The following is a 23619-nucleotide window of genomic DNA, read 5'->3' as shown; positions in this document are numbered from 1 at the left end:
AATACTCTATATGGAATACTCTATAGAAGACTGGATCGCCGATGCGCCACAGGACCGCATCACCTTCCGCCAGGCCGTACATATAGTTCTACAGGCCATTGCCTCCAATGAATACCTGAAACCAAAAATGATAATGAAAGGCGGGATCCTGCTTGGCCTGAGATATCAGAGTTCAAGATTTACTGAAGATATTGATTTCTCAACGAATATGCGACTTGCCGATATAGATCAGCAGACTTTCCATGAAGAGCTCGACGATGCCCTAGCCATTTCTTCCGCAGAATTGCCTTATCAAGTGACCTGTGCCGTTCAAAGTCTTTCCATTCAGCCAAGGAATACCGAAGAGGCAACCTTTCCGTCCTTCAGACTGAAAATAGGATATGCCAGGAACAACAATGACGGTGAAATGAGACGTCTGCGACAGGGACAATCTCCCCATACCGTCAAGATTGATTACAGTCTGAATGAACACAGCCTGAATGTTGATCACATCACCCTAACAGATGACAACGATATCCAAGCTTACAGCTTCACGGATCTTGTGGCCGAGAAAATTCGTTCAGTGATCCAGCAGATTGTCCGTAACCGTTCACGTCGTCAGGACATCTACGACCTCAATCTGCTTTTAGACAGCATCCAACCTGAAAACAAGGACAAATTGGCTATACTGACCACACTACTGGAAAAATCCACCGGTCGCTTGGAAGACGGAATGGTCAACCCCGAAACCCTGGGCAGAGTGGATATACGTGAACGATCCTCACGGGAATATGAACTCCTGAAAGACGAGGTCGAAGGGGAACTTATGGACTTTGATACCGCCTATACACGTATTGTGGATTTCTATAAATCCCTGCCTTGGGACTTAGTAACAGGTTGGCAGAATGTTGCAAAATAGCCTGTATCTGTGTCATCAGGGGCAACGAGACGAGCAGCTGGATAGATTTTTCTTTATCAACACTGGTGTATGTTCGGTCTCCGTGATGGCAGATGGATTCAGCCACTGCCATGCCAGTCCGCATTATGTTGACTGGCTGGGTGAACAACTTTATGCACTGGAAAATACCGGAAGTTGCTGCAACGAGCTGTGCGGAGAAGTCCTCCGGATCCTGAGCTGTAATGACTGTTATCCGGGAAAGGCTAGTATTGCGGTTATCGTGTCTGATCAAGAAAAATACCGCTATGCCACTCTGGGTGATACACGGATTTACTGGCCCTCACACAGCTTCAGAACCACCGACCATTCACTGGCCCAGCGCTGTATTGACCGAGGAAACTGCCCAGCAGAAAAACTTCGTGACCACCCGCTGCGTAACCAGCTCACTCAGTTTGCCGGTGCTGACAGCAAACATACACTCACCTGGTCAGAACGGGAACGCACATATCATGATGCCATCATTATGTGTACTGATGGCTTCTGGTCCCATTTCGATGATAGGTTTATCCACGAAATACAGACCGAAGCCTCTCTCCACAACGCGTTCAGTGGGATGATAAACAAAAAGACAGTACCTGAAGATAATGTCTCCGTAGTCCTGCTCCGAGATCTGTGACACCCGTATCGGTTGTGATAAGGACCGACCAAGGGGCCTGATTTTACCTTGCCGTACACCCGAACAATGGGCTTATCATAACAGTGCTGAACTGAGAATCACTCAGCTGGGTAAGCTCACACAAAACAAATTTATTGAGAGTTTTAATAGCCATTTTCGTGACAAATGTCTTAATTCAATGATATTGAAAGATCTCTGACTCCTCTATCCTGCATCTCTCAGAATTTCAGCGGTTACCTTATATCGTTGATTACGCGATAGGTTAGACCATGACAGGTAGAGGTCTCGTTCGTTCCATTCAGTGCTATATATGCATCCCATCCTCAATACCCCGGATCCCTGCCATGACTTCATTTGGTTGTTAATCCGTCATGATTCGCTGATCTTCGCCCCCGTTCTACAGACTCGACGGAACCACCCTACACCACACTTTCCCAGTATCACTGTGTGGCTGAAATTTACGAAGCTCGTTCAGGTTCACTTGCTGCATACTTGCGTGCTCCCACTGTCTAGGTCTAGGGACACATTTATCCAACGTTGCTCCCGTGCTTCAGTCACCCTCCCATACGTACGCCATAGCCACACAATCAAACATACCAATTACTGCGGCAAGACTTTCGCCTGCAAGATACTTTTACTTTTTACACAACTATAAAAAACAAAAAAGCCCCGTATAATCGGGGCATTACAGAAAAAAACTTACCTTTTAACTCTTAGGTGAACTCTAAAAAGGGATCAACTCGTCAAAATCGATTGGTGGTTCACTTCCTCGGGGCGGCACTGACGAAGAGGATTGCGATTGTTCCCGACCACTTGAACGGGAAGGCTCACTTTGACTACGCCCCCCTAACATCTGCATCGTACCCTGCTGATTGAGCACGACCTCCGTGCTATACCGATCTTGCCCACTCGCCTTGTCAAACCATTTACGGGTACGCAACTGACCTTCAATATATACCTGGCTGCCTTTTTTCAAATATTCACCAGCAATTTCGGCCAGTTTGCCGAAAATGACCACCCGATGCCATTCGGTACGCTCTTTCTGCTCACCCGTTTGTCTGTCCCGCCAGGTTTCCGATGTTGCCAGTGACAATACCGCCACTGTATCACCCTCTGGCCGATAACGCACCTCTGGTTCTTGTCCCAATCGTCCAATAAGTATCACTTTATTCACGCCGCGTGAAGCCATGTAACTTCCCTTTCAAAATGTAGATGAAAAAAATTCCCCGAAAAAATGCACTCCGGAGAGACTTCAGGGGCAGTCAAAATGAATTCTCTGCATAATGCTTTTGCGAAGACTTATTCTGTACAGGCGGCACGGATTCAGGTTTTTCAGCTTTATAAACCATCTCCTGCCCGATTTTGATCCAGTCAATTTTAATCAACCGCGCTCTTAAACTGACACGCTGTTCACCGGCATGCTCACCCTTGTTCAACGTAAAAATCCCGGTAGACGGCTGACTTAATGTGAAACCCAGTAAGACTTTTTTGTCCTCATCAACCGCTTTCTGACAGCGGCTGATTAAGTCACTGTTTTCCTTACCGGCAACAGTGACATCAAAGCGAACATAAGACGGATTCTCTGTTGGTCCACTCAATGCATTGATGACCGCGCTGAAAAAACTGCCATTCGGACCATTCACCTTGCGGACATTGCTGAGATACCCCAATCCATTGATATTCAGGTTGAAATATTTATTTTCAGTGGTAATTGCAGACATGATGTTCTCTCTATGAAGTGAAAAAAAGAAACGACGGAGAACACATCACCCAGGGCGGGAAGTGATGTTTCCCGCCGGGAAGCCAGTGTCAAACACAGGCTATCTGATAAGTTAAAAATACACCTTCATCACTGTTATCAGTGATACCCGTTTCCAAAGGATAAACGGGTTTACCGCCCGCAGGCACCACCTCTCAGGCTACAATGGCTTTGTGACAGGTCACACGAAAGCGTCAGTCTCAGACCTTTCTGACATTGAGAGCAGTCACCCAAAGGCATTCCTCTCAGACTGCGGGAATATTGGCGATTGTCCGAAGACAACAAGTTATCCCACGCATTTTTGAATCAGGGGGCCAGACTGTCAACGAGGAAAATGATTTTTGGGAAGCGGTAAAAAATAGCGCCGCCCAAAGGACGGCAAGGAATCTGCACTGGCATATGGTACAAGGTTGGAAGCTAAGTAGTCTCAACAAACTCCAGGGACATTCAACTATCCCGGCGCGGCTATTTACCAACCCTTCAAAGGAAGCCGTTTACCGGACTGACAACAGAGAAAATCTATGCACGACTTGCCTGTCAAACCGCAGTCGTGGGGTGCAATGTACCAAAGCCAGTTTACCTTCCCAGATCTCCAGCTTAGGTACACAACAAAAAATCAGCTCACCCTGTCATTGCCGGTTTTTTCGGTATGTTCTTATGCCGGGCAGATCTGGTTTTTCTTTTTCCATCGACGGTGCTGACTACCCCACTGCATTCCGGGTATTTTATACATCCCCAGAAAACACCGTTTTTTCCCTGGCGTTGACGCGTTACGCCTCCACACACCGGACAAGGCAATGAAGGCGGCGGCGTGATCACGACTTTCTGCGCCTGAACCTGCTCCACCAAGTATTGGGTCCATTGGACCTGACGAGCCATAAAATCCGGCAATTCCGCTTGCCCCTGAGCAATATCATCCAACGCCTGTTCCCACAATGCAGTCAATCCAGGGTTGGTCAACGCGGTAGGCAACGCGGCTATCAACTCGCTGGCAATCTGCGTAGCGTGGATATACTTGCCCTTTTTTGTCAGATAACCCCGTTTAAACAACGTATCCAGTACCCCTGCCCGGGTAGCCTCCGTTCCCAGCCCGGCATTGTCCTTCAATACCTTCTTAAGTTGCGGGTCACTGACAAAAGCAGCGGCATTTTTCATCGCCGCAATCAGTGTGCCCTCCGTGAAGTGAGCGGATGGCTGAGTTTGCAACATTCGTAAAGTAGCCTCATTAACCTGACATTGATTGCCTTTGACCATCGACGGCAAACTTTCTCCCAAAGAATCGTCTTTCCCGATGGATGCCGATTCATCTTTACCCGCTGAAAACAATACCTTCCAGCCAGGAACAATCACTACATTGCCCCGGGTACGAAACAATTGCCCACCGATATCAAAAGTCGCTTCAGTTATATCCATTTCATGCAGAGGAAGGAACTGTAGCAAATAATGCTGACGGATAAGCTGATACACTTTACGCTCATCATCCGTCATCTTATTCATATCACAGGGCTGTTTTGTCGGAATGATACCGTGGTGCGCCGTAATTTTTTTGTCATTCCAGATACGCGAAATCAACGTCCGGTCCAGACTATCTACCACAATCCGCATAGCCGGATCACTTTTAACCACAGCATCCAATACTTGCGGAATTTCCGCCTGCATGGCCGTAGGCAGATAACCACAATCTGTACGAGGATAGGTCGTAGCTTTATGCGTCTCATACAAATTCTGGGCAATATTCAGTACCTGCTGAGCCCCCATGCTCCATTTCTTCGAGCACAACTGTTGCAAACTACCAAGATCAAATGCCAACGGAGCCGCATGCTTTTCCCGTTTAGTATTGATTTCCAGGACAGTAGCCGTACCAGTTTGTTGGCATAACTTAACCACTGTCTGTGCCACATTCTGATGAATACAGCGTTTTTCTTCATCACAATAGGTCGCAGCGGGTACCCAATCCGCCCGGAAAATTCGTCCGTCAAACTGAAGGTCAGCCACCACCTGCCAATAAGGTTTAGCCGTAAAGGCGATAATCTCCCGATCTCGAAAGACAACCAGTGCCAAAGAGGGCGTCTGAACACGCCCAATAGACAAAATGTCACTATATCCGCATTCACGGGCTTTCACGGTATAGAGTCGGGTAAAATTCATGCCAATGAGCCAATCAGCTCTGGCTCGTCCCAGTCCCGCCAAATACAACGATGCCGTTTGTTCACCGGGCAAAATATTAGCAAGCGCCGCCCGAATACTCACCTCATCCAGAGCAGACAACCACAAACGGGATATTTTCCCCTGAAACTGGCAATAATCCAGTAATTCCCGGGCAATCACTTCTCCCTCCCTGTCAGCATCAGTGGCAATCACCACTTCGTCTGCCTGTTTCAGCAGACGACAGATAACAGTAAACTGGTCAGCCGTCTCCTTTTTGACCACCATTTGCCAGGAGGCCGGCAATATCGGCAACACTGACGCCCGCCAGGGAGCACCATATTGTTCACCGTAAACTTCTGGACTGGCAGTTTCCAATAAATGCCCAACTGCCCAAGTCACCGTCACCCCCGGCCCAGTTAAATACCCCTGCCCACGCTTTGTTGCACCTAATACCACCGCAATATCCCGCCCCTGAGACGGTTTTTCACACAGAAACAGTTTCATCGCTTATTTCTGCTTTACCGTACTTTTTAATTCAGGAGAAAAAACAGAACGTTTTTCGCCCCGCATAACGGCCTCATCCGGTAGCCCCAAACGGGTAATAGCTTCCCTGCCGGCAGGGGTTTGGGAAAGGATATCGTCACGAGTAACAGCAAAACTACGGTACGGCTGGACAGCACCGTAGATTTGGCGTACCCAGTGTCCCCCTTTTTTTAAAAACCCGTCACATTGTTGACGGGAAATCAGCGCATAATGGTGCGCCTGCAAGGCTTTCATCACCAGTTGATCGTAACCCACTAATAACCAAACACAGCGGTAACCCAAAGGAGTGCGACTGTAAACACCAATATTGAGCGGAGCGACAGAGGCAATCTCAGATAAATGGATTTGAGCAGGTACCCCCGAGAGTGTAGCCGCCAGTTCCGCTAACGCCGCCTGCATCTGGTCATGAGCAGAAGCAAGCTTAGTTTCCAGTGCCAACATCGCCATATCGGCATACGGATTATCTATCAGGGAATCCTGGCTGATCCGACCGGCTAGTGAGAAAAATCGCGGCATGCTAATAATCACCGGTTTATTCTTTTTGCTACTTTCATCCCGGCGGCCATTCCACAGGCTGATAGCGTAATGAGTATGCAACTCAATGGTAAGTGAGGAATGCAGTGCGCCTGAGCGAACAGCATGTGTCTCTTTAGTTTCAGTCATGGTACATTCTCTCTGTGACATAAGGATATCGCTGAGATAGTTGCGTTATCAGGCTGTGACCACAATTCAAAACTCTTTTTTGCTCCCCCCAAAAACCTGATTAACATCCCATAACCATAATGATTAGACTCTAATCACTGTATGTCTTTTGGCCCATGATTAGACTCTAATCACCGTTTTTATCTATTTGATGACATTTAAAAATACCCATATACCTCGGAATGCCTGACTCTATAACCCCTTTAAGACTCATCCAAAGTGACCCTATTTATCTTTTCATCAAATTCTGCCGGATTTCAGCAATCACTTTTTTCATTACGGCAGGATTGGCCTTTCTTTGCACCTCTGGCAAAACAGGTCTGTCTTTCTGACGGCTGGCAGGAACAGGCTTTTTCATGCCGGGGTTTTCCCCCTGATTTGCTGTACCGGGGCTTCTCAACTCTCCCTGTCTGGCACGTTTCATCAGTGTCAGTAGGTAACCCACCGGATTTTTTAACGAGCCATTTTCCAATGGAACTCGCAGGCTATCCAACACCAAATGCCTCTGATCAGACGGAAGTGCCTGGAGTTGTTCCGTCAGCATTCTGATGTCGTCATCAGAAAGCTGATTTCGTAACGCTACAGGCAACAAATGCTCAACAATCGGGTTGTCGCCATCCGATGGGGCTACGTACGTATTTTTATTCACACTGTGTGTGAAATGACGTACGTAACCGTTCGATTGCCGAACTCTGTCATAACTCGTTGATTTTAGACTAAGTTCGGTTGCCGAACTCGGATTACTATCCCCTGTTTTTGTATTGAATTCGGTTTCCGAACTTAGTCTGTTCTGGCCTTTGGGATTAAGTTCGGTTACCGAACTTGGCTGACTTATTGCTTGCAACGCCGCCATTTGCTGCGGCGTTTGTACCTGACCTAACCGATTTTCCAGTAAAGCAATTCGGGAACGGCGATGCCGCATCATCGGATCATCTTTAACTTCCATCAATACTGACCAAGCAGTCTGACTAATCACCCGGTTTTTGTGGCGACACGCCTCCCCCACCGTGTCCAGCCAGTTGGGATCAAGCGCTTCAGCATCATGAAATGTCAGAGGCTCATCATGCTGGGCGTAGATGTTTCCTTTCACGCGCCCTTTTTCATCCCTGACGCGTTTGCACAAACTTAGCCAGCCGGTTATTCGCAACATCAGCAATACCCGGCTGACGGTTTCCCGGGAGGCTTTACCGCTGTGCGGAGAGGCCAGTTGCAATTGCAGTTCATCATAGGTAGGGAAGACCGCTCCCGCATTTTGTTGTGCATACAGCCGTATCATTATCCAGGCCATCTTATCGAGCGGAGATAATCGGGTATCCAGAATTAACTGACGGGGAATAGCATCATGCACGTTCCCCAGATACAACAGCCCACTGCGCAACTGTTTTTTTTCATCACCTTCAGCTTGAGCTGCCAGTCGGGCATTCATTTGCTCCAACGTAAAAGCAATGAGGCTATCAGATGACAAAGGAGCCTTCCGTGTGTTATTTCCAGATTTCATTGTTGTACCGCTCATGTGTCATCATTTCCCAATCTCGTCCTCCGTTACGACTTAACAACCGCCAAAACATGCCAATATCAATTTTTAGGCAACGATGAGAAACTTTACCTTTGCCTTTCGCCCTGATCCGAGTGTAATTTTTGCTACCCTGTCGATAACGTTTCAATTGTTCTACCGCTTTCTTTCTATAGACGAGTGGTACAGAACAGGGGGCCAACAACCCCTGAGTGATCTCTGTCTTTTTCACCTGTCTTGCCGTCCCTGACCAACTTCAGGTTTTACTGTGTTCTTTTCGTCTTCAATCCAGCCACGTACAGCATTCCAGACTGCCGTCAGTGACACGACCAGCTGTTCAGCGGCCTGCATCATCACATCCAGCCCATCCGCACTATCCAGATCAGTGACATTCGCTTTCCACAGTCGCCAGACCTCAGCACTGTCTTTATCTGTCAGCATCAGACATCGACCCTGGCGAGCTTCAATCCCTAACATACGACGACGGGAACTCACCTCAACAGAAGTCAACCCAAAGTAGTGTTGCATCAATTCAATTGAGCCGCCTAACATCAGTGCCCGATCAAGACGTTGCAGACGTTTTTGCTCACGTCGGGCTTGTTGCAGCATTAACGCAAAATTTTCATGATGGATACGCAGCGTAAGGACTGACACCGGGCTATTCATCAGATAATGCAAGTCTTCCACAGTCAAACTGTGTAACATCCGCATTTCTTCGTCCATCAAACCCAGTGCTTCACAGCGGCGGAGATAACCCGATTTCAACTCCATGACCAGTTGAGTTAACAAGGCATTGGTTACCTGGGATATCTGGCTCATAAGGCACCTCTCTCAATGCAATACGATACGTCTGAACAAAATTGGAACACATAAGATCTGAACTTACCCACCACGATGACCTCCGGTAATACATCTGACCTGTTCCCAATGCTCAGCAACTTCCTGACATCCAACACACAACTGGACCCCCGGCAAAATCTGCCGACGTTGCTCATCAATCCGATCACCACATCCTTCACAATATTTCAGTGACACCCTACCGGTATGCATCTCACGCCGTACAACAGCGATCTGCTCTTCCAGCCACATCGCGGTAACAGCCTGAGCCCTCGTGTCATCAATATCATCAGACATTGCCATTCCCTTCTGCTGAGACTACCGACAACTCACGTTGCAGTTCACGTAACCGGCGCAACACCCGAATAAGACGCATAAATTTCACTACTGCGACATCAGGCAATACTGGAGTATCCTTGTCAGACCCGACAAACCAGGTTCCCAACATGCCTATACCTGTATCTGCCAATTCACCGTTATGGTCACTCTCCCCCGTCAACGACAACAGCACCTGTACAAAACGTGATGCCGTATGGGAATAAGCTAATCGATAACCCATTTCACAGGCCGTATCTTTAGCTTCCTCAAGCTCATCCGCTCCTCCCATTTCTTCGGCTAACTCGAATGCCAAACGAAACGCCATATCTTGTAAATGCTCAATATCATCTCGTACCGGTGAGATAGACCAGATATCACTAACTGGCTCCAGACCAGTTTGTGCAAAACTCAATCCATCAGATGGCGTAGGCTCTGTTAATAATGAAGTTTGTGGTGGTGTTGGAAGACAGTGATTAAATTCACTTAAAGTAGAGGGAACTATCTGCGATAAAGGTGCTGATACTAAAGGCGCAATATCTTCCTTATCCTGTATTGTCGACAACTCACTGGATAAAGTTGGCCGAGTTTCATACACATCAGGCTGAACTTCAACTTTGGGCGGACAAACTTCATATTCCTCGGTCTTTTTATCTTCCTGACATTCGATAACATCCCCATGCGACTCAGGTTCCACTGCCGAAACGCAGGCAGCGCTTTTAGTCACAAGAGGTACCGACTTTTCAGGCACTTCAGCGGCTTGTCTATCCGCATCGCGCAAATGTTCAGCAATAGGAGGGGGCTCACCAAACAACTGACGACGGTTTCGCTCTTTAGGATCGAGCTCCAATAACCAGCGATCATAATTAAGGGCAGGATGTGGCAAAGCTTTTATTAATTCCCCAATCAGTTCATCCCGTAGCATGTCAAAAGAATAGAGTTCAGGATTATCAAAGCGCTGACATACCTCACCAAAAACTGAATCGAAGTCCTTCCCACACGATGCCTCTGAAGAAAAACTATTCCAGGTTTTTTGAGCATCAACTCGTAAAGACAATATGTTTACTGCTTGCGGACGCCCCATACCCGATATCAACAAATTAGGCATATGAGGATATAAATATTGCACCGTGTTATGCATCTGACTGATGCTGGTTTGTGATATTGGAAACCCTTCTTGTTTTAATAAATCTGTCAATTCTCGTTGTGAGATCGGTCTTCCCAAACATTTCTCATGCATAGAACTTGCGTTAAAAACACCAAGCGCTTTCTCTATAAACGTTAAATCCCCCCGAACATCATTTTCTGCCAGATGCCCAATGACACACTGCAACCGACCAGGCCAGGGTTTAAACAAACAAGGGATTCGGAAAAAACGTTCCTCACCCGTTTCTTTCCATAATTCACATAGGATTTGGTAACGGGTATTGCCTCCATCACTGAAAATGTAAACATTTCCACTGTCTTCCGGATCTCGCGTCACTTTCGGTACAGAATCCAGTCCTCTGGCACGAACAGAAGCTTTAATATCGTCAAAACGGGGATTACGGCTGAGGCGAGGATTATCCGGGTTTGGCTGTAACTCATCCAACGTTAATACCATTGGCATTTCTGCCATAGGCAAAACAACAGTACTGATTGGTGATTGTGGTGTTTTGCCACGTTGAAGTATTGCATCGCTTAGAGAGGTTTTATGCTTACTCATATATTTCCCCTTTTAGCACCAAGATCATAATACCTCTCTGTAAGATCACTAAACCGGGTACAGGCACCATCAAACTGGATCTTGACTGTTCCAATCGATCCTTGACGATGTTTACCAATAATGATTTCGGCTATCCCAATATCCGATGTATTGGCGTCATACACTTCATCCCGGTAAACAAACAAGATCAGATCAGCATCTTGCTCTAGCGCCCCCGATTCCCGTAAGTCACCGTTATTAGGACGTTTATCTGTACGCTGCTCTAGTTGACGATTAAGTTGTGAAAGCGCCAGTACTGGGCAACCCAATTCTTTACCCAGAGCTTTCAAGCTACGGGAAATTTCTGCAATTTCCTGGGTTCGGTTTTCCTGCTCCGGGCTTCGGATAAGTTGCAGATAATCCACCATAATCAATGAAGGTCGACCATACTTGCGCACATTTCTGCGGGCACGGGCGCGTAATAAAGCCGGAGTCTGATAACTGTTGTCATCAATTATCAGCCGATTTTCCCATTGAATTAGCGTCTCCATTGCTCTACTAACCCGTGCCCAATCTTCATCATCCATTAATCCACTACGCAGGCGTTCAAGCGGAATACGTTCCAACATGGACACCATACGCATCAATAATTGATCCATCGGCATTTCCAGACTAAAAATCTGAGCAACAGCATCAGGAGCACTCTCCAGTGCGCTCAGACAGAAAGCCAGTGCCAGTGCGGTTTTCCCCATAGAAGGCCGACCGGCCAGCAGGATAAGGTCGCCCGGCTGAAGACCACAGGTTTTTGTATCCAGTTCCCTAAAGCCTGTCGGCGTACCCGTTATCCCATTACCTCCATTGGCCTGCTCTAATTTTTCAATCAGCAAACCCAGCCCTTCTTTCAAGCTAATATCTTGGCGCACAGCTTTCTGCTCAGACAGCGTATATAAACGCTGCTCCGCCATTTCGGTAATGTCAGTAAAATCAGCACGAGGATGGCCAGCCTGATCGCTCATCTCATTTCCCAGCATTATCAACTGACGCAAGCGACTTTTCGCCTGAACAATTTCCGCATAAGCAACAATGTTTGCCGTACTCGGGGTGTTTTTGCCAAGTTCAGCTAAATAGGCAAATCCCCCAACCTGTTTTAGCTGCTCCTTTTGCTCTAAAATTTCAGACAACGTTAGTACGTCAACAGGCAAATTGGCCGCAAACATGGTTGCGACAGCGCCATAAATCCGTCGATGAGCGGGCAGGAAAAAATCATCAGCATGTATCAGTGGTACGATTTCATCCCATCGATCATTATCCAGCATCAACCCACCAAGAACGGCTTGTTCAGCATCGCAAGAATACGGTTGTTCAATACCATCCGGTAAAGAAAAAGGGTTACGCATTCTTCACCCCCTTATTCGCCATCAGTGCATCAAACTGTTCATGCCATTCAGGGAACAACTCACAGGACAGACAGTGCATTGTTTGCGCGGCAGCGGGGCTTTTACGGGAGGTTTTGTATTCAAGACGGTGAACGGGTTGGGCACGCACATGCCCCAACTTATAAATATCCAGCAGGTCGATGCGGGTTTTCAGCAGTTGGTATACTCTTCGCCCACCAAAAGAGGACGTATCGTAACGTTTATGCTCGATAATATGGGCCAGTTCATTCAACGTATCGCGGTCAAGATTAGTGCCTTCAATACCATTCGCCAATATCTGAATTAAAGGTAATCGAATACCATAATTCTCAAACGATTGCAGTCGCGTCAACATACGCAACGATCCCCGCAGAAACTCACGAACATCTGGCAAAATAGGCTTAATCACACCCAATACAAATTCAGTGGCCGTCAGCACAACCAGCTCGGCCATCACACCAGTAGCGCCCTTTGAATCAATGATGATAGCGTCATACTGACTGAACAGAGGGTGCTGCAATATATTCCTCAGACGCAAACGTCCGTCAGGCGCATGAAGCATGGCCGTAGGCAGGAGTTCATCAGGATCATTGGAAATGATGACATCCAGATTATTTATAACAGAACGGGAAATAATCTGGTCTTTCTGACCCAGGTCAGCAGTCTGCATAAGAAGTTCATACAAACCAGCTGGGGCTTCATACTCAAGTGCAAAAATACTGCTTGAAGTGGGTTGAGAATAATCAGCGTCAAGAAGGAGAGTTGTGAATCCGGCATCTGCAAGAAAACCGGCTACATTGGCGGCATGTGTGGATTTACCTTCGCCACCTTTAGGAGAAATTACGGGAAGTATCTTCATTTTGCACACTCGAATTTAAGTAATTCGAAATATGAAAAGTACTAACCCAGTATCTTAATTACAAAATTCTCGCATTGATTACAAAATACTAACATCTCAGCACGAGGATTGAAAATCCTCGTGTCGGTGGTTCGATTCCGCCTCCGGGCACCATTCAAAGCGCGTTGATTGAGAGATGAAAGCTCGACGGGCGTTCGATATCAGAACCTGGAATGCATAATTGTAGATTGATCAGTTTTGCGCCACTTGGATATAAATATAAAGGTTCTAGGATTAGGATATCTGAGAAATCAGATGTCCTTTTTCCGTCTGAGCGCAATACTTACAAGTTCTATTGCAACTGTCAAGCCATCCAAACTAAAATCAATGAATTAATTAACACGATGTTGTATATCGGTTCTTCAGATTTCCTGATTGGTTAGAAGAAGGTTAATTCTGGGAGACTGCATCAGTTCAAAAAAATTCCCCATCTTGCAACAGGGAATTATTTATGTAGAAAAAGGCAAATTCAGACAACAGCGAGAATATTCTGTTTTATCCGATTAGCATTTCGCCTCTTTCTGGCTCAACATCAATATACAGCATCAACTCACGCTCCAGCGCGCGCCCGGCAATATCCAGATTGATATCAATATATTCCATCGTTGTGGCAATACTGCGATGGCCCAGTAATCCGCGCACCATTTGCAAATTACGATCAGGCGCTTTCATCAGTTCAGTTGCCAAAGTATGCCGGAAACGGTGGGGGCCCACATCAAATCCACACTCCTTTGACAAACGACGAAAGAATGACTTTATCGTCTGTAATTGATCAGTTTCACTTCCTCTGTCTGTTTTGGCGGTAAAATAGTTCACACAGAACAGGGGATCACTGGGTTTTGCCCCAGCGGCTTGCGCACGTTCCAGCAAAATCTCCAGCCGCGGATACAACCATTTCACCACCGGCACCTGGTGTTCATAATGGTTCTTACTCCCCTCAGAGCAAAGAATAATCCGGCGCACATCCAGGTCAATATCCCCGAGCCGGATATGTAATAACTGATTTTGCCGCATCCCGGTATAACGCAACGTATCCAATACCGTCAGCCAGTACCAGGTCGGATATAATGCACAGCGGGCACGATGATTATCCCCTGTCCGTCGTTCCCGCTCTTCAAATTGCCCCATCGTGAGATACAAGGTTGTCAGTTGTTTTTTGGTCAATGTTTTCTTTTTATTTTTGTTCTCATTAACCTCTACACCAATAAATGGGTTTTCCGTTTGGGGCAGTATTTTTTCTTCTATCGCCAAATTAAACACTGACCGCATATGCGCAATCTTACTGTTCCAGGTCACACCTTTCAGGCCAGACTGATGCAACACATATCTGCGCCACGCCAGGACCTGTTGTCGGGTCACTTGAGCCGGCCGATTGCTGACACCTGCAAACACCTTAAATGTATTCACCACCTTGCGATAACTCGACTCCGTATCCGGCCGCAAAATTCTAGCAAAAAAATACTCATCCAGCAGGTTATCCCAGGTCATACTGTCCATCTCTACTTCCTCACTTCATCAATTTAAAAACCCATTGCCGGGCGCAGAAAATAACATATTGTTATTAAAGATGCTTTTCAGGAAATCATGAGAAAAGGGCTATCCTCTGGTACAGAACGGTCACGATAAAGCAACGTGTTTTTGATTAAGTAGCCATGAATACGTTGATAGGAGCCAGTCCGATCAGCCGAATCATAAAGATGACAACAACAAAAATACTTTCCACCACTGACTCGATGTCGTCCCAACCGCTCAAATGCGGTTTGTACCCGTTTCCATTTTTCGCTAACCTCCTTGCCATCCACCTGCTTCTTCTCACTGAGAAACTGGAAGAAAATGGCCAGCGCACTCACAAACACAAAACCACTGACCAGATGTATCCGGGCTTCCGGCGTATTAATGGTCATTACCCCATGCCTTAATCCAGCGGACAGCCAGTCCCAGAATTGCTCTCCAATACAGGGTGTCTCAATCGCATTTTCGTTCTGCCATGTTGCCTGAACCGCGTGTTGTGAAGGCATTGATGTGTATGGCGGTACGATTTCCGCTTCACTCGCCATAATCTGTTCTGTCACTGTGCCCGCGACATTCATCCCCATTAATGACAATAGCTGTTGCGTGCTCCCATCCGACTGTCCCCCTTTCTCCGGTGCGACTGTCATGACGGCAGAAGAAATCTCATCAACCGGCCTCACGGCTGATGAAACAATTTCAGTCATCGGGTTATCTTCCTGTCGTCTCTGAGAAGGCAGAACACTGTCCATTGCGGTTGATAAAGGCGTAGCAGAAACATCGGGATTGCCTGAAACAATCATTTGCGGGGATGCTGCCGTGACAGAGAATATTTCTGATATTGTCGGTGCACCCGCTTTATTCAAAGCTTCTATAATTATCTGATTGATTGCGTCATCTTCCTTCATGTCACCGGATAAAATACAGAACAGCGCAGGCAAGGCATGAGGTACTGACGCCAGCCAGGTCAACGCCTTAGCCGGCAACAACCGCCCGGCGAGTACCCCCCCGAAATGACAGGCAACCCTCGTCTCCACGGGAGGAGTTTTGAACCGGAAACGATACGGCCCCTGCGGCACAACCCATCCCGGGTACCAGGGTTGGCCTTCATCCAGTTCCCCGTCAAACTGGGCCAAAACAGGTAAAAAATGAAATAACGCAGCGTAAAACACCACCGTGTTCCATATCACACTTTGTTCTGCCTGCGTTTCAGGGGCCACCCCCGGCGGTAACATCTGTCCTTTCGCCAGACGTACGGCAGAGGCAGTACATTGCAGAGTCACATCTATCAAGCCGCCTGGGTGGGCATAAGGCCCCTGCGGTGCTGCCGGAAGTTGTTGCATCAATGCAACACACTCATGTAACGGAGCCAGCCACAATGCCTGATAGTGTGTTTTAGGTAATGCACTGTTGTCCCACAGACACTGTAAACACTGCCGTCGCCGGGAAATATCCAGCAATAGCCTGGACTCAGACGGCAAAAAGTAGCCTGCTTTGACCGTTTTTGGGATGGCGGTGGGTTGTGGAAGTGACTTTTTTCCTGCGGCGGTTCCCGCCAGCAGGATTTTAATTTTTTTCAACACGATTAATCTCCTCTTTTTTCCCAAAACCCTAATACATCCTCTGGCAGGGACAAAGCAAAACTCTTTTCCGGGAATAAAAATTAATCGATGAAAACCACACGCAATGATTCAAACGTTTCCAATTCCGTCACGGGTAAACGCAGCGTGTATCCGGTCATTTCGTTGAATCAGTCATGATAAGTACAAAAGGCACATGGCGGCTCATGTAAGAAAGGATTAAGGGAAATAGAATGTGTCCAGTGCCTCTGGGAAGCACTACCGATTCAGACCAAAACGTGTCAGGGATAAACAAAACAACTTCAATCGATTTATTTTTCATCTCCGTCCTGTTGGATAAAACTCCGGCCCAAGAGCCGGAATTGGCTTAATCCAGTGTCTCAAACCGTTTGAACTTCATGCTGCTGACGATTTTTCCTGAGACGACACGACCAGTTCCCCAGCCAGTGTACCGGAGTATACATGACCCGATGACGTTCATTTGTCAGCGCATTACCTATCACCAGCTCGCCGGGGATCGCCTTTATGATTAATCAATACAGACAAAACGTGTTCCTGAGAAAAGGGGGGAACACGCCCCCTCAGAGGAAATATTCCCCAATGGGTAAATCGCCGGCGTCATATCCGCCGGCAATAGCGTTATCAGACGCTCAGGTAAACCTGAACCTGTTTTTTTATGTCAATTCACCACAAGAAATTGCCCTGCGGGATAACATTGTCAGTGCACTAACCGTCATGTGAAATATTGCCGAGAATGTAGTCCGGTCCGACCACTTTACGGGTACCGTCCTCATCTTCCTCACCAAATTCCAGTTCATCAATAATACCCGCTTCCCACTGCCCATTCAGGTATTTGTCGTAACCACAACAGCCACAGACCTCCTTAAAATAATGGGTGATACGGCAGTGATATTGCCTGGATAAAGGAACTATGATTTTTTCATACCACGGCTCCCTGAGTGTTTTGTCAAAATGCCCGGTCAGACTGCCATCATCATGGTGCTTCCAGGCTATATCATAACCTCGCGGCCGTGTCATACCGTATAATCGGAAATACAACTCATGAGTCGTCTCGTGATCCTTTAACAATCCACCGTAAAATCCATTGATTTCACTCGCAAGACGGGTCGGTATCAGCAGAAACAAGTCACAAGGAACCGTCTCTGTCAGCCTGTCATCAAGATGAGACCATAGCATTTCCGTGTCACGTTCTCCGTTCCAATCAACCAAACCGAACCAGTCACAGGACTTTTGGTTAAATAAAGCCATGATGGTTTTCTGCGCTGTCGGGAGCAACGTCTCCCATTTTCGCTCGGCCAGACCACTTTGTTGGTATAGCCTGTCAATCTGTTGGCTAGTGACTTCATCAAGCGCAACATTCTCTTTTAACAAGGCCAGCCATTGCTCAAATGCCCAATTTTCCGGTGACATTTCACCCACTCCACCCGCTACCAGCGCTGGATAAAGTGGGTAATCTATTGTTTCAGTCGGTTGCAGAAGACCAGCACAGCCCGCGACAAACAGCTTAATACTTTGATGGATCGCCTGCCCGTAATAGGGAATTTTGTCTCCCAATCCCCATTGTCGCAGGGCATCCAGTTGGTCAGGTTGGCCAGTGATATGCAAACGATTAGCGTACCACTTCGACATAGTAAAAAATCCTCTTTTTTTACCTGAAAAAGGGCACACCTTGTGAAGGCAATGTCCCCACAGGCAAGTGATAAGTTCAGAAATGTGAAAAAAGGCTATCCGGCTTTCGGATAGACCCATTCAAGTTATTTATAACCGGACAGCCGGTCTCCACAATTTTGTGGCCTGCACATCAGAGCGCTTTCTCTTTCCAAACGCCGCGATAATCCTGCCCGTCATCACCCGGTACAAATCAGGCCGGAAACGCCTGCCGTGACGATGGGCAGCTTTGTTCTTGCGGACAGTTTTTGGGAATGTTTTGGTCTTAATCTTTTTCATCGGTAACGCTCCGAAAATAAAAACGGGCGTTATCCCCTGACGGGAAATAACGCCCGTCAGGGTAAAAAAACAACCACCGACTTACCCGCAAATCAGGGTTAACTCTCAATCAAGCCGCTAACTTTCGTATGGGGGTAATAGTGCTCTCCCGGTGGGTTTTCCGCACAAACTGCTCATCTACCCAGGTGATTGCCTCATCCACCACATCCCGATAATCTCTGACTGTTGGGTTGTTAACATCTTCAATGTCTACATCTGATCGAAAACTCGCTATCACACGATCATTTTTGTATACCACATCAACCCGAAACTGGACGGGTGTCATCAATCCATCGGAGACCGCATCGATATAGTCTTCGAGATACCCTGACTCAAATTCCTCTGCCTCAATATTGTGCAAATCCTGTGGCCCCATTAAGACATCGATGTAACCGATAGCGAAGGAAAAACGCCGTATTAAACGGGGTTCAACCTGTAAGTAACGAAGAAATTGACCCAAACGTTCAAAACAATACCGACACGTTTCTGTCAACTGCTTATCCAAATAGTCCATAAAACGTGTCCAGTATTGTTGTGTTTTGCTGAACTGTTCCAGCCCAATTTGCTCATCTTCCGGCAGGCTGTCCTGCGCCGTCAGACGCAAAAACTGCTCTGCCGTCAGATTCAGTAACACGGCGGTATCCGGCCGGATAAGGGTATCCACACGACCACTGCTTTCCGGATGGGTATAAGGCATCAGCATCGGATCCTGATAAACATGAGATATCGCCTCCATTCCCCGTATCCATAACGTCAGGATACGCTCACTATTTCTGCATCTGGCCCGGTTTGCCGGATCCTCAGACAAACTGTCCAAAAGATGAGTCATGATGGGCAAAAGTAACTCTTTGGTAAACTTTATATGGGTATTGACGTAATCTCCCTGGCTCTCATGAAACAGATAGAAAATCGCGTCGTCATCCAGCGCCAGCCCCATTCGCTCTGCGAATTGATGCCGGATATAAAAACGTAATAAAGACATAAGGGAAATCTCGTGATTGACGGGGTTCCCCCTGTATATAATTCGTGATTGAGCGAAAGGCTTTTCTAAAATCTGAATATCCTTCTTCAGGAACCCATTCACTTTTTAAGCTCCTGAAAAAGCGCTCCATTGGGCTATTATCCCAGCAATTACCTCGGCGGCTCAGGCTTTGTTTGATACCATAACGCCACAATAACCGTCTGAACGCTTTGCGGGTATAGTGGCTACCTTGATCACGGTGAAACATGACACCTTGTGGCTTCCTCCTTGATTCAAACGCCATTTCCAACGCTCTCTTTGTCAACTCAGAGTCGGCAGAGAAAGACATCGCCCAACCAATGGGCTTACGAGCAAACAGGTCAAGCACGACGGCCAGATAGGCCCAACATTTACCTGTCCAGATATAGGTCACATCACCACACCAAACTTGATTGGGCTCGGTGACCGTGAACTGACGGTCAAGATCGTTAGGAATATCAAGATGTTCTTGTTCCTGATGTGAATAGCGGTGTTTTGGCTGCTGACGACTGACCAGCCCCAGTTCAGCCATTAATTTTCCTGCCCGCCATCGGCCTAATGGTATGCCTTTGGCGGTCACCATGGCGGCAATCGTTCGTGCGCCAGCTGAGCCCTTGCCCTCATTAAACGCTTCCCGGACTAAACTTTTTAACCTGATGCGCTCAGTATCGGGCTTTTTCACTCGATGGTGCCAGGCCTGATAGCTGCTACGATAAACCCCGAACAGTTGGCAAAGGAAAGCCACTGGATAATGCACTCTGAATTGCTCAATTAACGAGAACTGTTCAAGTAGTCCGACATCAAGAGTGCAGAAGCTTTTTTTAATACTTCATTTTCCATTTCAATACGTTGCAGTTTCTTTTTCAGCTCACGTATTTCAATTTGCTCCGGCGTGATGGGCATGGCTTTAGAAGATTTACCTTGCCGCTCCTGTCTCAACTGACGAACCCAGCTCCCTAAGGCTGATTTGCTGACATTCATCGCTTTAGCGGCTTCCATAACACTGTAATTTTGATCAAGGACTAACTGGGCGGATTCCAGTTTGAATTCAGGGCTAAAACTTCTTTTCATCATGTCACCTGTTTGATTGTTGAAGTAAAAATATCACCTTTATTACGGTGACCAAAATTACTGTGCCACATCAGGCAGTGTCTGGCTGAGAGGTTGGTGCATTTTGTTATTGTCGGCAATCCAGTCACGGAAAGAGGAAAAACTCAGCTGATGCTGTTCGCAATACTGTTTTCGGGTCAGGTCACTGTGGCGCCATTGGGTCACATGTTGCTGTTTTTGCTCCGGGGTATATCGGCTACGGCTCATGGTGTTAGTCTCCAAATAGAAAATAAGGAAGCAGTAGCGTGCATGGGCCAGAGGGGGAGAACAAGGTGAGGTAACCGAACGTTTAGTACGCCAGGCAAGCTGGCGATAGAACAGAGGGTGAAAGTCCCTTCCGGGTAAGAGCTAGCCACTCACCTGGCCCTTTAGCTATGCGCGACTGTGGGTAACTCCTGTCGTGAAGTGTTAGCGAAGGCACTCACAGGCCAGGTATTGAGCCACGAAATCGGTAAATCGGAGGTGGTGATGCAGTTAAGGTAAGCAGAAACCCACAATGGTCAGGTTGTATTGGCGAAACCTGACCATACCTCCCGGGGTCGGAGACCCTGTGCATGTGAGGAAGTTCGTCGCGCGGAACCTGGGAGATCCTGAACGGTTTCCCATCGTGAGCAGTTGGGACGATAAGGTCTAAGTGTCAAAGCAGAAGCCTTAGGGAGTTCAGGAAGTCGGACGGGAGTATAGTACCGGAGAAATCAGTGAACAAAACAGAAAACAATGTGGCGGAATTGATGGAGGGAAGGCTCCCGACCAAGGGGAACAGCCAACAGTGCGCCCGTATCCGGACACAGAGCCGGGGAAATACGACGTTACGCCTGCTGGCTGTGCGAAAAGCAGCAAAGAGGGATAGGAAACAACAGTTTACTCACCTTTTTCATCACATCAGTGAAGAACTTTTATGTCAGAGTTTTCAGCAACTTAAACGTCAGTCTGCCCCGGGCTGCGAGGGTATCACATGGGAAAACTAGGCAGAAAATCTGCAAAACAACCTCCATGCGCTCCACGGCAGACTTCATCGGGGGCAATACAGGCCCCAGCCGGCAAGGCAGGTGATGATCCTGAAAGAAGACGGGACAGAAAGGCCATTGAGTATCCTGTGTCTGGAGGACAAAATCGTGCAGCAGGCGGCTGTCACGGTCTTAAATCAAATCTACGAGACCGATTTTCTCGGCTTCTCGTATGGGTTCAGACCGGGCAGAGGGCAGCACGATGCTCTGGACGCGCTGAATGTGGCCGTTATGGAGAGGAAAGTCAATTGGGTGCTGGATCTGGACATCAGTCGGTTCTTCGATACCGTGGAACATGACTGGCTCATCCGGTTTATTCAGCACAGGATAAGGGACGGTCGGATGGTGCGATTAATCAGGCAGTGGGTTACGGTGGGGATAGTTGATGAACACGGTCACCGACAGAAGTCGCATTGCGGCACGCCGCAAGGTGCTGTCATATCGCCACTGCTGGCGAATATCTATTTGCACTACAGCTTTGATCTCTGGCTCAACGCATGGCGAAAGCGGGTGCAAGGAGAGGTGGTGATGATCCGATACGCCGATGATGCAGTCCTGGGCTTCCAGAAACATCAGGATGCTCGGGCGTGCCAATCCCTGCTACAACGACGTCTGATGCAGTTTGGGCTGAAGGTACACCCAGCGAAAACCCGGCTGGTACGATTTGGCCGCTTTGCGTTAAAGCAATATGAGGAGCGACCGGAGAGGGGCAAGCCGGGGACGTTCGATTTTCTGGGATTTACGCATTATATAGGACGATTACACACGGGCAAGGATGCGGTGATGCGCAAAACCCAACGAAAACGGCGTCAAATACAACTGAAGCGAATAAAACAGGGGCTGCGGCAACGGCTGCAAACCGCCCGGAAGAAACGGGCCGGTGGCTGAAACGAGTGGTAGAAGGACACATCAATTACTATGGCGTCCCCTTCAACAGTAGAGCATTGTGTCAATTTGTGGAAGAAGTGAAGCTGATGTGGCTGAAGTCACTGAGACGGCGAAGCCAGCGGCACAAAATGACGTGGGCTCGTTACAGTCAGCGGGTGAAAATGGATACCGTCCCCCCGAACTGTGCATCCTTATCCTTTGCAGCGCTTTTACGCCAAACACCCGAGGTAGGAGCCGAATGCGTTAGTAGCGCACGTCCGGATCTGTGCGGGGGGGTAGCCGGTAACGGCTATTCCTACCGCGACCATAACCACTCACAAAATACCCAGGCCCATACACCAAAAGAAACTTTTACCGGGCCTCATGCCCGGTTTACCCTTTATGTTAAAAAATGGTCTTCTGATTATCTTAACTCCTCATTAATGGCCTGCCGAACAATCAACTTGGCAGCCCAACTCGTTAAGTTGATGATTCCGTCGTTTTCTAAACCAAAAGTGTCTTTCAGAATAGTCATAGCCTCTGTACCATATAAAACTGAAATCAACATAATAATCTTATGTATTGTGTCATCTTTAAGCTGACCTTTTAGCGGCGCTAACGCCGTAGAAAGTGTCTCTTTGCGGTTACTTTTTTTCTTCAAAACAGGTCGTTTGTGGTTATCTTCACCGGATAAAGATTCCTGCCAGCGTAACTGAGAAATACGTAAAGCATCCCTCATCAGTGCCTCATTGGCTTCTATTTCTTCATAACCCCATCTTAATAATTTCTCGATATTTTCCTCTGCATCATCGCCCATAGGGGGGATAACGAATGATCCAATGACTTGTTTTACAACATATTCGACAAAATCACTGTGGGTTGAAAAGTAGCTGCGCAACGTGACCTTCGCATATTCAGCTTCATTAGCAATCTCTTCAGGAGACGGAAATTTTTTTTCACGATATAACTTCAGAGCTGAATGAGTGATACGTTCCAGGGTACGACGCCGGACTGGCGACAGATTTTCTTCATCAAACAGAATCATTTAATCCCCTTAAAGTTTTAACCGTATAGCATTCATAATAAAAAATATCACTAATGATAAAAAATAACTTGCATGTTGTAAAATATTACAATAGGTTTACATTCGTCTTTGAACTAGGTATACCACA

At 47.3% G+C, this 23619-nt stretch carries 23 protein-coding genes and 1 pseudogene; 5 read left to right on the top strand and 19 right to left on the bottom strand.

Annotated features, from left to right (window positions below; translation table 11 throughout):
- The first annotated feature begins 10 nt into the window (after nt 1-10).
- From PluTT01m_RS05375 to PluTT01m_RS05365, 3 genes are read left to right on the top strand one after another with little or no spacing between them, the layout of a single operon-like run.
- Nucleotides 11-898, top strand: coding sequence for a nucleotidyl transferase AbiEii/AbiGii toxin family protein (locus PluTT01m_RS05375; protein WP_011145400.1), 888 nt, complete (start codon nt 11-13; stop codon nt 896-898).
- Nucleotides 885-1553 (top strand): PP2C family protein-serine/threonine phosphatase, encoded by a 669-nt coding sequence (locus PluTT01m_RS05370; RefSeq protein WP_011145399.1) that lies wholly within the window; start codon nt 885-887, stop codon nt 1551-1553. The genes PluTT01m_RS05375 and PluTT01m_RS05370 overlap by 14 nt, the downstream gene beginning before the upstream one ends.
- The gene (locus tag PluTT01m_RS05365; protein WP_109791951.1) at nt 1546-1752 is read left to right on the top strand and encodes an integrase core domain-containing protein; all 207 of its coding nucleotides are present in this window, start codon (nt 1546-1548) and stop codon (nt 1750-1752) included. The genes PluTT01m_RS05370 and PluTT01m_RS05365 overlap by 8 nt, the downstream gene beginning before the upstream one ends.
- A gap of 525 nt (nt 1753-2277) precedes the next feature.
- On the opposite strand, the gene ssb is transcribed toward PluTT01m_RS05365, so the two are convergent.
- From ssb to PluTT01m_RS05300, 13 genes are all read right to left on the bottom strand, one after another.
- Complete coding sequence (ssb, locus tag PluTT01m_RS05360) at nt 2278-2742, bottom strand: single-stranded DNA-binding protein (protein ID WP_011145397.1); 465 nt, start codon at nt 2740-2742, stop codon at nt 2278-2280.
- A 73-nt stretch (nt 2743-2815) separates the two neighbouring features.
- A complete protein-coding gene (locus PluTT01m_RS05355) occupies nt 2816-3274 on the bottom strand; it encodes an STY4534 family ICE replication protein (protein WP_011145396.1) in 459 nt (152 codons plus the stop codon).
- Nucleotides 3275-3933: 659 nt separating this feature from the next.
- Nucleotides 3934-5964 carry a DNA topoisomerase III gene (locus tag PluTT01m_RS05350; RefSeq protein ID WP_011145395.1) on the bottom strand — a complete coding sequence of 677 codons (2031 nt, stop codon included), beginning with the start codon at nt 5962-5964 and terminating at the stop codon, nt 3934-3936.
- A gap of 3 nt (nt 5965-5967) precedes the next feature.
- Nucleotides 5968-6666 carry a PFL_4669 family integrating conjugative element protein gene (locus tag PluTT01m_RS05345; RefSeq protein ID WP_011145394.1) on the bottom strand — a complete coding sequence of 233 codons (699 nt, stop codon included), beginning with the start codon at nt 6664-6666 and terminating at the stop codon, nt 5968-5970.
- A 268-nt stretch (nt 6667-6934) separates the two neighbouring features.
- Nucleotides 6935-8218, bottom strand: coding sequence for an STY4528 family pathogenicity island replication protein (locus PluTT01m_RS05340; RefSeq protein ID WP_011145393.1), 1284 nt, complete (start codon nt 8216-8218; stop codon nt 6935-6937).
- On the bottom strand, nt 8187-8450 hold the full coding sequence (locus tag PluTT01m_RS05335; RefSeq protein WP_041379952.1) for a ParE family toxin-like protein: 264 nt from the start codon (nt 8448-8450) through the stop codon (nt 8187-8189). Before PluTT01m_RS05335 ends, PluTT01m_RS05340 begins: the two co-directional genes overlap by 32 nt.
- Nucleotides 8447-9037, bottom strand: coding sequence for a DUF2857 domain-containing protein (locus PluTT01m_RS05330; protein WP_011145392.1), 591 nt, complete (start codon nt 9035-9037; stop codon nt 8447-8449). Before PluTT01m_RS05330 ends, PluTT01m_RS05335 begins: the two co-directional genes overlap by 4 nt.
- Before the next feature lie 63 nt (nt 9038-9100).
- Nucleotides 9101-9352, bottom strand: coding sequence for a TraR/DksA C4-type zinc finger protein (locus PluTT01m_RS05325; RefSeq protein ID WP_011145391.1), 252 nt, complete (start codon nt 9350-9352; stop codon nt 9101-9103).
- Nucleotides 9345-11075 (bottom strand): ParB family protein, encoded by a 1731-nt coding sequence (locus PluTT01m_RS05320; protein WP_011145390.1) that lies wholly within the window; start codon nt 11073-11075, stop codon nt 9345-9347. Before PluTT01m_RS05320 ends, PluTT01m_RS05325 begins: the two co-directional genes overlap by 8 nt.
- Nucleotides 11072-12451 carry an SPI-7-type island replicative DNA helicase gene (gene dnaB-PI, locus PluTT01m_RS05315; RefSeq protein WP_011145389.1) on the bottom strand — a complete coding sequence of 460 codons (1380 nt, stop codon included), beginning with the start codon at nt 12449-12451 and terminating at the stop codon, nt 11072-11074. Before dnaB-PI ends, PluTT01m_RS05320 begins: the two co-directional genes overlap by 4 nt.
- Nucleotides 12444-13328, bottom strand: coding sequence for a ParA family protein (locus PluTT01m_RS05310; protein WP_011145388.1), 885 nt, complete (start codon nt 13326-13328; stop codon nt 12444-12446). The genes dnaB-PI and PluTT01m_RS05310 overlap by 8 nt, the downstream gene beginning before the upstream one ends.
- Nucleotides 13329-13862: 534 nt before the next feature.
- Nucleotides 13863-14864, bottom strand: coding sequence for a tyrosine-type recombinase/integrase (locus PluTT01m_RS05305; RefSeq protein ID WP_011145387.1), 1002 nt, complete (start codon nt 14862-14864; stop codon nt 13863-13865).
- Nucleotides 14865-14941: 77 nt separating this feature from the next.
- Nucleotides 14942-16459, bottom strand: a complete 1518-nt coding sequence (locus PluTT01m_RS05300) for a conjugal transfer nickase/helicase domain-containing protein (protein WP_041379951.1) — start codon at nt 16457-16459, stop codon at nt 14942-14944.
- Nucleotides 16460-17056: 597 nt separating this feature from the next.
- On the opposite strand from PluTT01m_RS05300, the gene PluTT01m_RS26825 reads away from it, so the two are divergent.
- Nucleotides 17057-17197: a hypothetical protein gene (locus PluTT01m_RS26825; RefSeq protein ID WP_157866896.1), complete on the top strand. Its 141-nt coding sequence runs from the start codon at nt 17057-17059 to the stop codon at nt 17195-17197.
- Here the strand turns inward: PluTT01m_RS26825 and PluTT01m_RS05290 are convergent.
- The 5 genes from PluTT01m_RS05290 to tnpA form a co-directional block, all read right to left on the bottom strand.
- Nucleotides 17183-18106, bottom strand: a complete 924-nt coding sequence (locus tag PluTT01m_RS05290) for a DUF1281 domain-containing protein (RefSeq protein WP_011145385.1) — start codon at nt 18104-18106, stop codon at nt 17183-17185. The two genes, PluTT01m_RS26825 and PluTT01m_RS05290, sit on opposite strands and share 15 nt — an antisense overlap.
- 129 nt (nt 18107-18235) lie before the next feature.
- Nucleotides 18236-18424, bottom strand: coding sequence for a hypothetical protein (locus PluTT01m_RS05285; protein ID WP_041379950.1), 189 nt, complete (start codon nt 18422-18424; stop codon nt 18236-18238).
- Nucleotides 18425-18533: 109 nt separating this feature from the next.
- Nucleotides 18534-19445: a hypothetical protein gene (locus PluTT01m_RS05280; RefSeq protein ID WP_011145383.1), complete on the bottom strand. Its 912-nt coding sequence runs from the start codon at nt 19443-19445 to the stop codon at nt 18534-18536.
- A protein-coding gene (locus PluTT01m_RS05275) for an IS3 family transposase (RefSeq protein ID WP_369931762.1) occupies nt 19381-20537 on the bottom strand; the annotation gives its coding sequence in 2 pieces (ribosomal slippage) (nt 19381-20273 and nt 20273-20537; 1158 coding nt in all). The genes PluTT01m_RS05280 and PluTT01m_RS05275 overlap by 65 nt, the downstream gene beginning before the upstream one ends.
- Before the next feature lie 54 nt (nt 20538-20591).
- Nucleotides 20592-20780 (bottom strand): IS66 family insertion sequence element accessory protein TnpA, encoded by a 189-nt coding sequence (tnpA, locus tag PluTT01m_RS05265; protein ID WP_011145380.1) that lies wholly within the window; start codon nt 20778-20780, stop codon nt 20592-20594.
- 416 nt (nt 20781-21196) lie between these two features.
- On the opposite strand from tnpA, the pseudogene ltrA reads away from it, so the two are divergent.
- A pseudogene (gene ltrA, locus PluTT01m_RS28195) lies at nt 21197-22699 on the top strand (group II intron reverse transcriptase/maturase).
- 172 nt (nt 22700-22871) lie between these two features.
- Here the strand turns inward: ltrA and PluTT01m_RS05255 are convergent.
- Nucleotides 22872-23492, bottom strand: coding sequence for a TetR/AcrR family transcriptional regulator (locus PluTT01m_RS05255; protein WP_011145379.1), 621 nt, complete (start codon nt 23490-23492; stop codon nt 22872-22874).
- Nucleotides 23493-23619 lie beyond the last annotated feature (127 nt).

The organism is Photorhabdus laumondii subsp. laumondii, assembly GCF_003343245.1.
In the GTDB taxonomy this organism is placed as follows: Bacteria; Pseudomonadota; Gammaproteobacteria; order Enterobacterales; family Enterobacteriaceae; genus Photorhabdus; species Photorhabdus laumondii.
Note: the sequence above shows the minus strand (reverse complement) of the source record. Positions and strands in the feature narration are given on the sequence as shown.

Bases quoted from the DNA above. Each gene is read 5' to 3' on its own strand.
- PluTT01m_RS05255 (WP_011145379.1), bottom strand. From the start codon at position 23,492: ATGATTCTGTTTGATGAAGAAAATCTGTCGCCAGTCCGGCGTCGTACC.
- PluTT01m_RS05375 (WP_011145400.1), top strand. From the start codon at position 11: ATGGAATACTCTATAGAAGACTGGATCGCCGATGCGCCACAGGACCGC.
- PluTT01m_RS05280 (WP_011145383.1), bottom strand. From the start codon at position 19,445: ATGTCTTTATTACGTTTTTATATCCGGCATCAATTCGCAGAGCGAATG.
- PluTT01m_RS05320 (WP_011145390.1), bottom strand. From the start codon at position 11,075: ATGAGTAAGCATAAAACCTCTCTAAGCGATGCAATACTTCAACGTGGC.
- PluTT01m_RS05370 (WP_011145399.1), top strand. From the start codon at position 885: ATGTTGCAAAATAGCCTGTATCTGTGTCATCAGGGGCAACGAGACGAG.
- PluTT01m_RS05290 (WP_011145385.1), bottom strand. From the start codon at position 18,106: ATGTCGAAGTGGTACGCTAATCGTTTGCATATCACTGGCCAACCTGAC.
- tnpA (WP_011145380.1), bottom strand. From the start codon at position 20,780: ATGAGCCGTAGCCGATATACCCCGGAGCAAAAACAGCAACATGTGACC.
- PluTT01m_RS05330 (WP_011145392.1), bottom strand. From the start codon at position 9,037: ATGAGCCAGATATCCCAGGTAACCAATGCCTTGTTAACTCAACTGGTC.
- PluTT01m_RS05325 (WP_011145391.1), bottom strand. From the start codon at position 9,352: ATGTCTGATGATATTGATGACACGAGGGCTCAGGCTGTTACCGCGATG.
- PluTT01m_RS05345 (WP_011145394.1), bottom strand. From the start codon at position 6,666: ATGACTGAAACTAAAGAGACACATGCTGTTCGCTCAGGCGCACTGCAT.
- PluTT01m_RS05340 (WP_011145393.1), bottom strand. From the start codon at position 8,218: ATGAGCGGTACAACAATGAAATCTGGAAATAACACACGGAAGGCTCCT.
- PluTT01m_RS05350 (WP_011145395.1), bottom strand. From the start codon at position 5,964: ATGAAACTGTTTCTGTGTGAAAAACCGTCTCAGGGGCGGGATATTGCG.
- PluTT01m_RS05285 (WP_041379950.1), bottom strand. From the start codon at position 18,424: ATGAAAAAGATTAAGACCAAAACATTCCCAAAAACTGTCCGCAAGAAC.
- PluTT01m_RS05305 (WP_011145387.1), bottom strand. From the start codon at position 14,864: ATGGACAGTATGACCTGGGATAACCTGCTGGATGAGTATTTTTTTGCT.
- PluTT01m_RS05310 (WP_011145388.1), bottom strand. From the start codon at position 13,328: ATGAAGATACTTCCCGTAATTTCTCCTAAAGGTGGCGAAGGTAAATCC.
- ssb (WP_011145397.1), bottom strand. From the start codon at position 2,742: ATGGCTTCACGCGGCGTGAATAAAGTGATACTTATTGGACGATTGGGA.
- dnaB-PI (WP_011145389.1), bottom strand. From the start codon at position 12,451: ATGCGTAACCCTTTTTCTTTACCGGATGGTATTGAACAACCGTATTCT.
- PluTT01m_RS26825 (WP_157866896.1), top strand. From the start codon at position 17,057: ATGGGTAAATCGCCGGCGTCATATCCGCCGGCAATAGCGTTATCAGAC.
- PluTT01m_RS05355 (WP_011145396.1), bottom strand. From the start codon at position 3,274: ATGTCTGCAATTACCACTGAAAATAAATATTTCAACCTGAATATCAAT.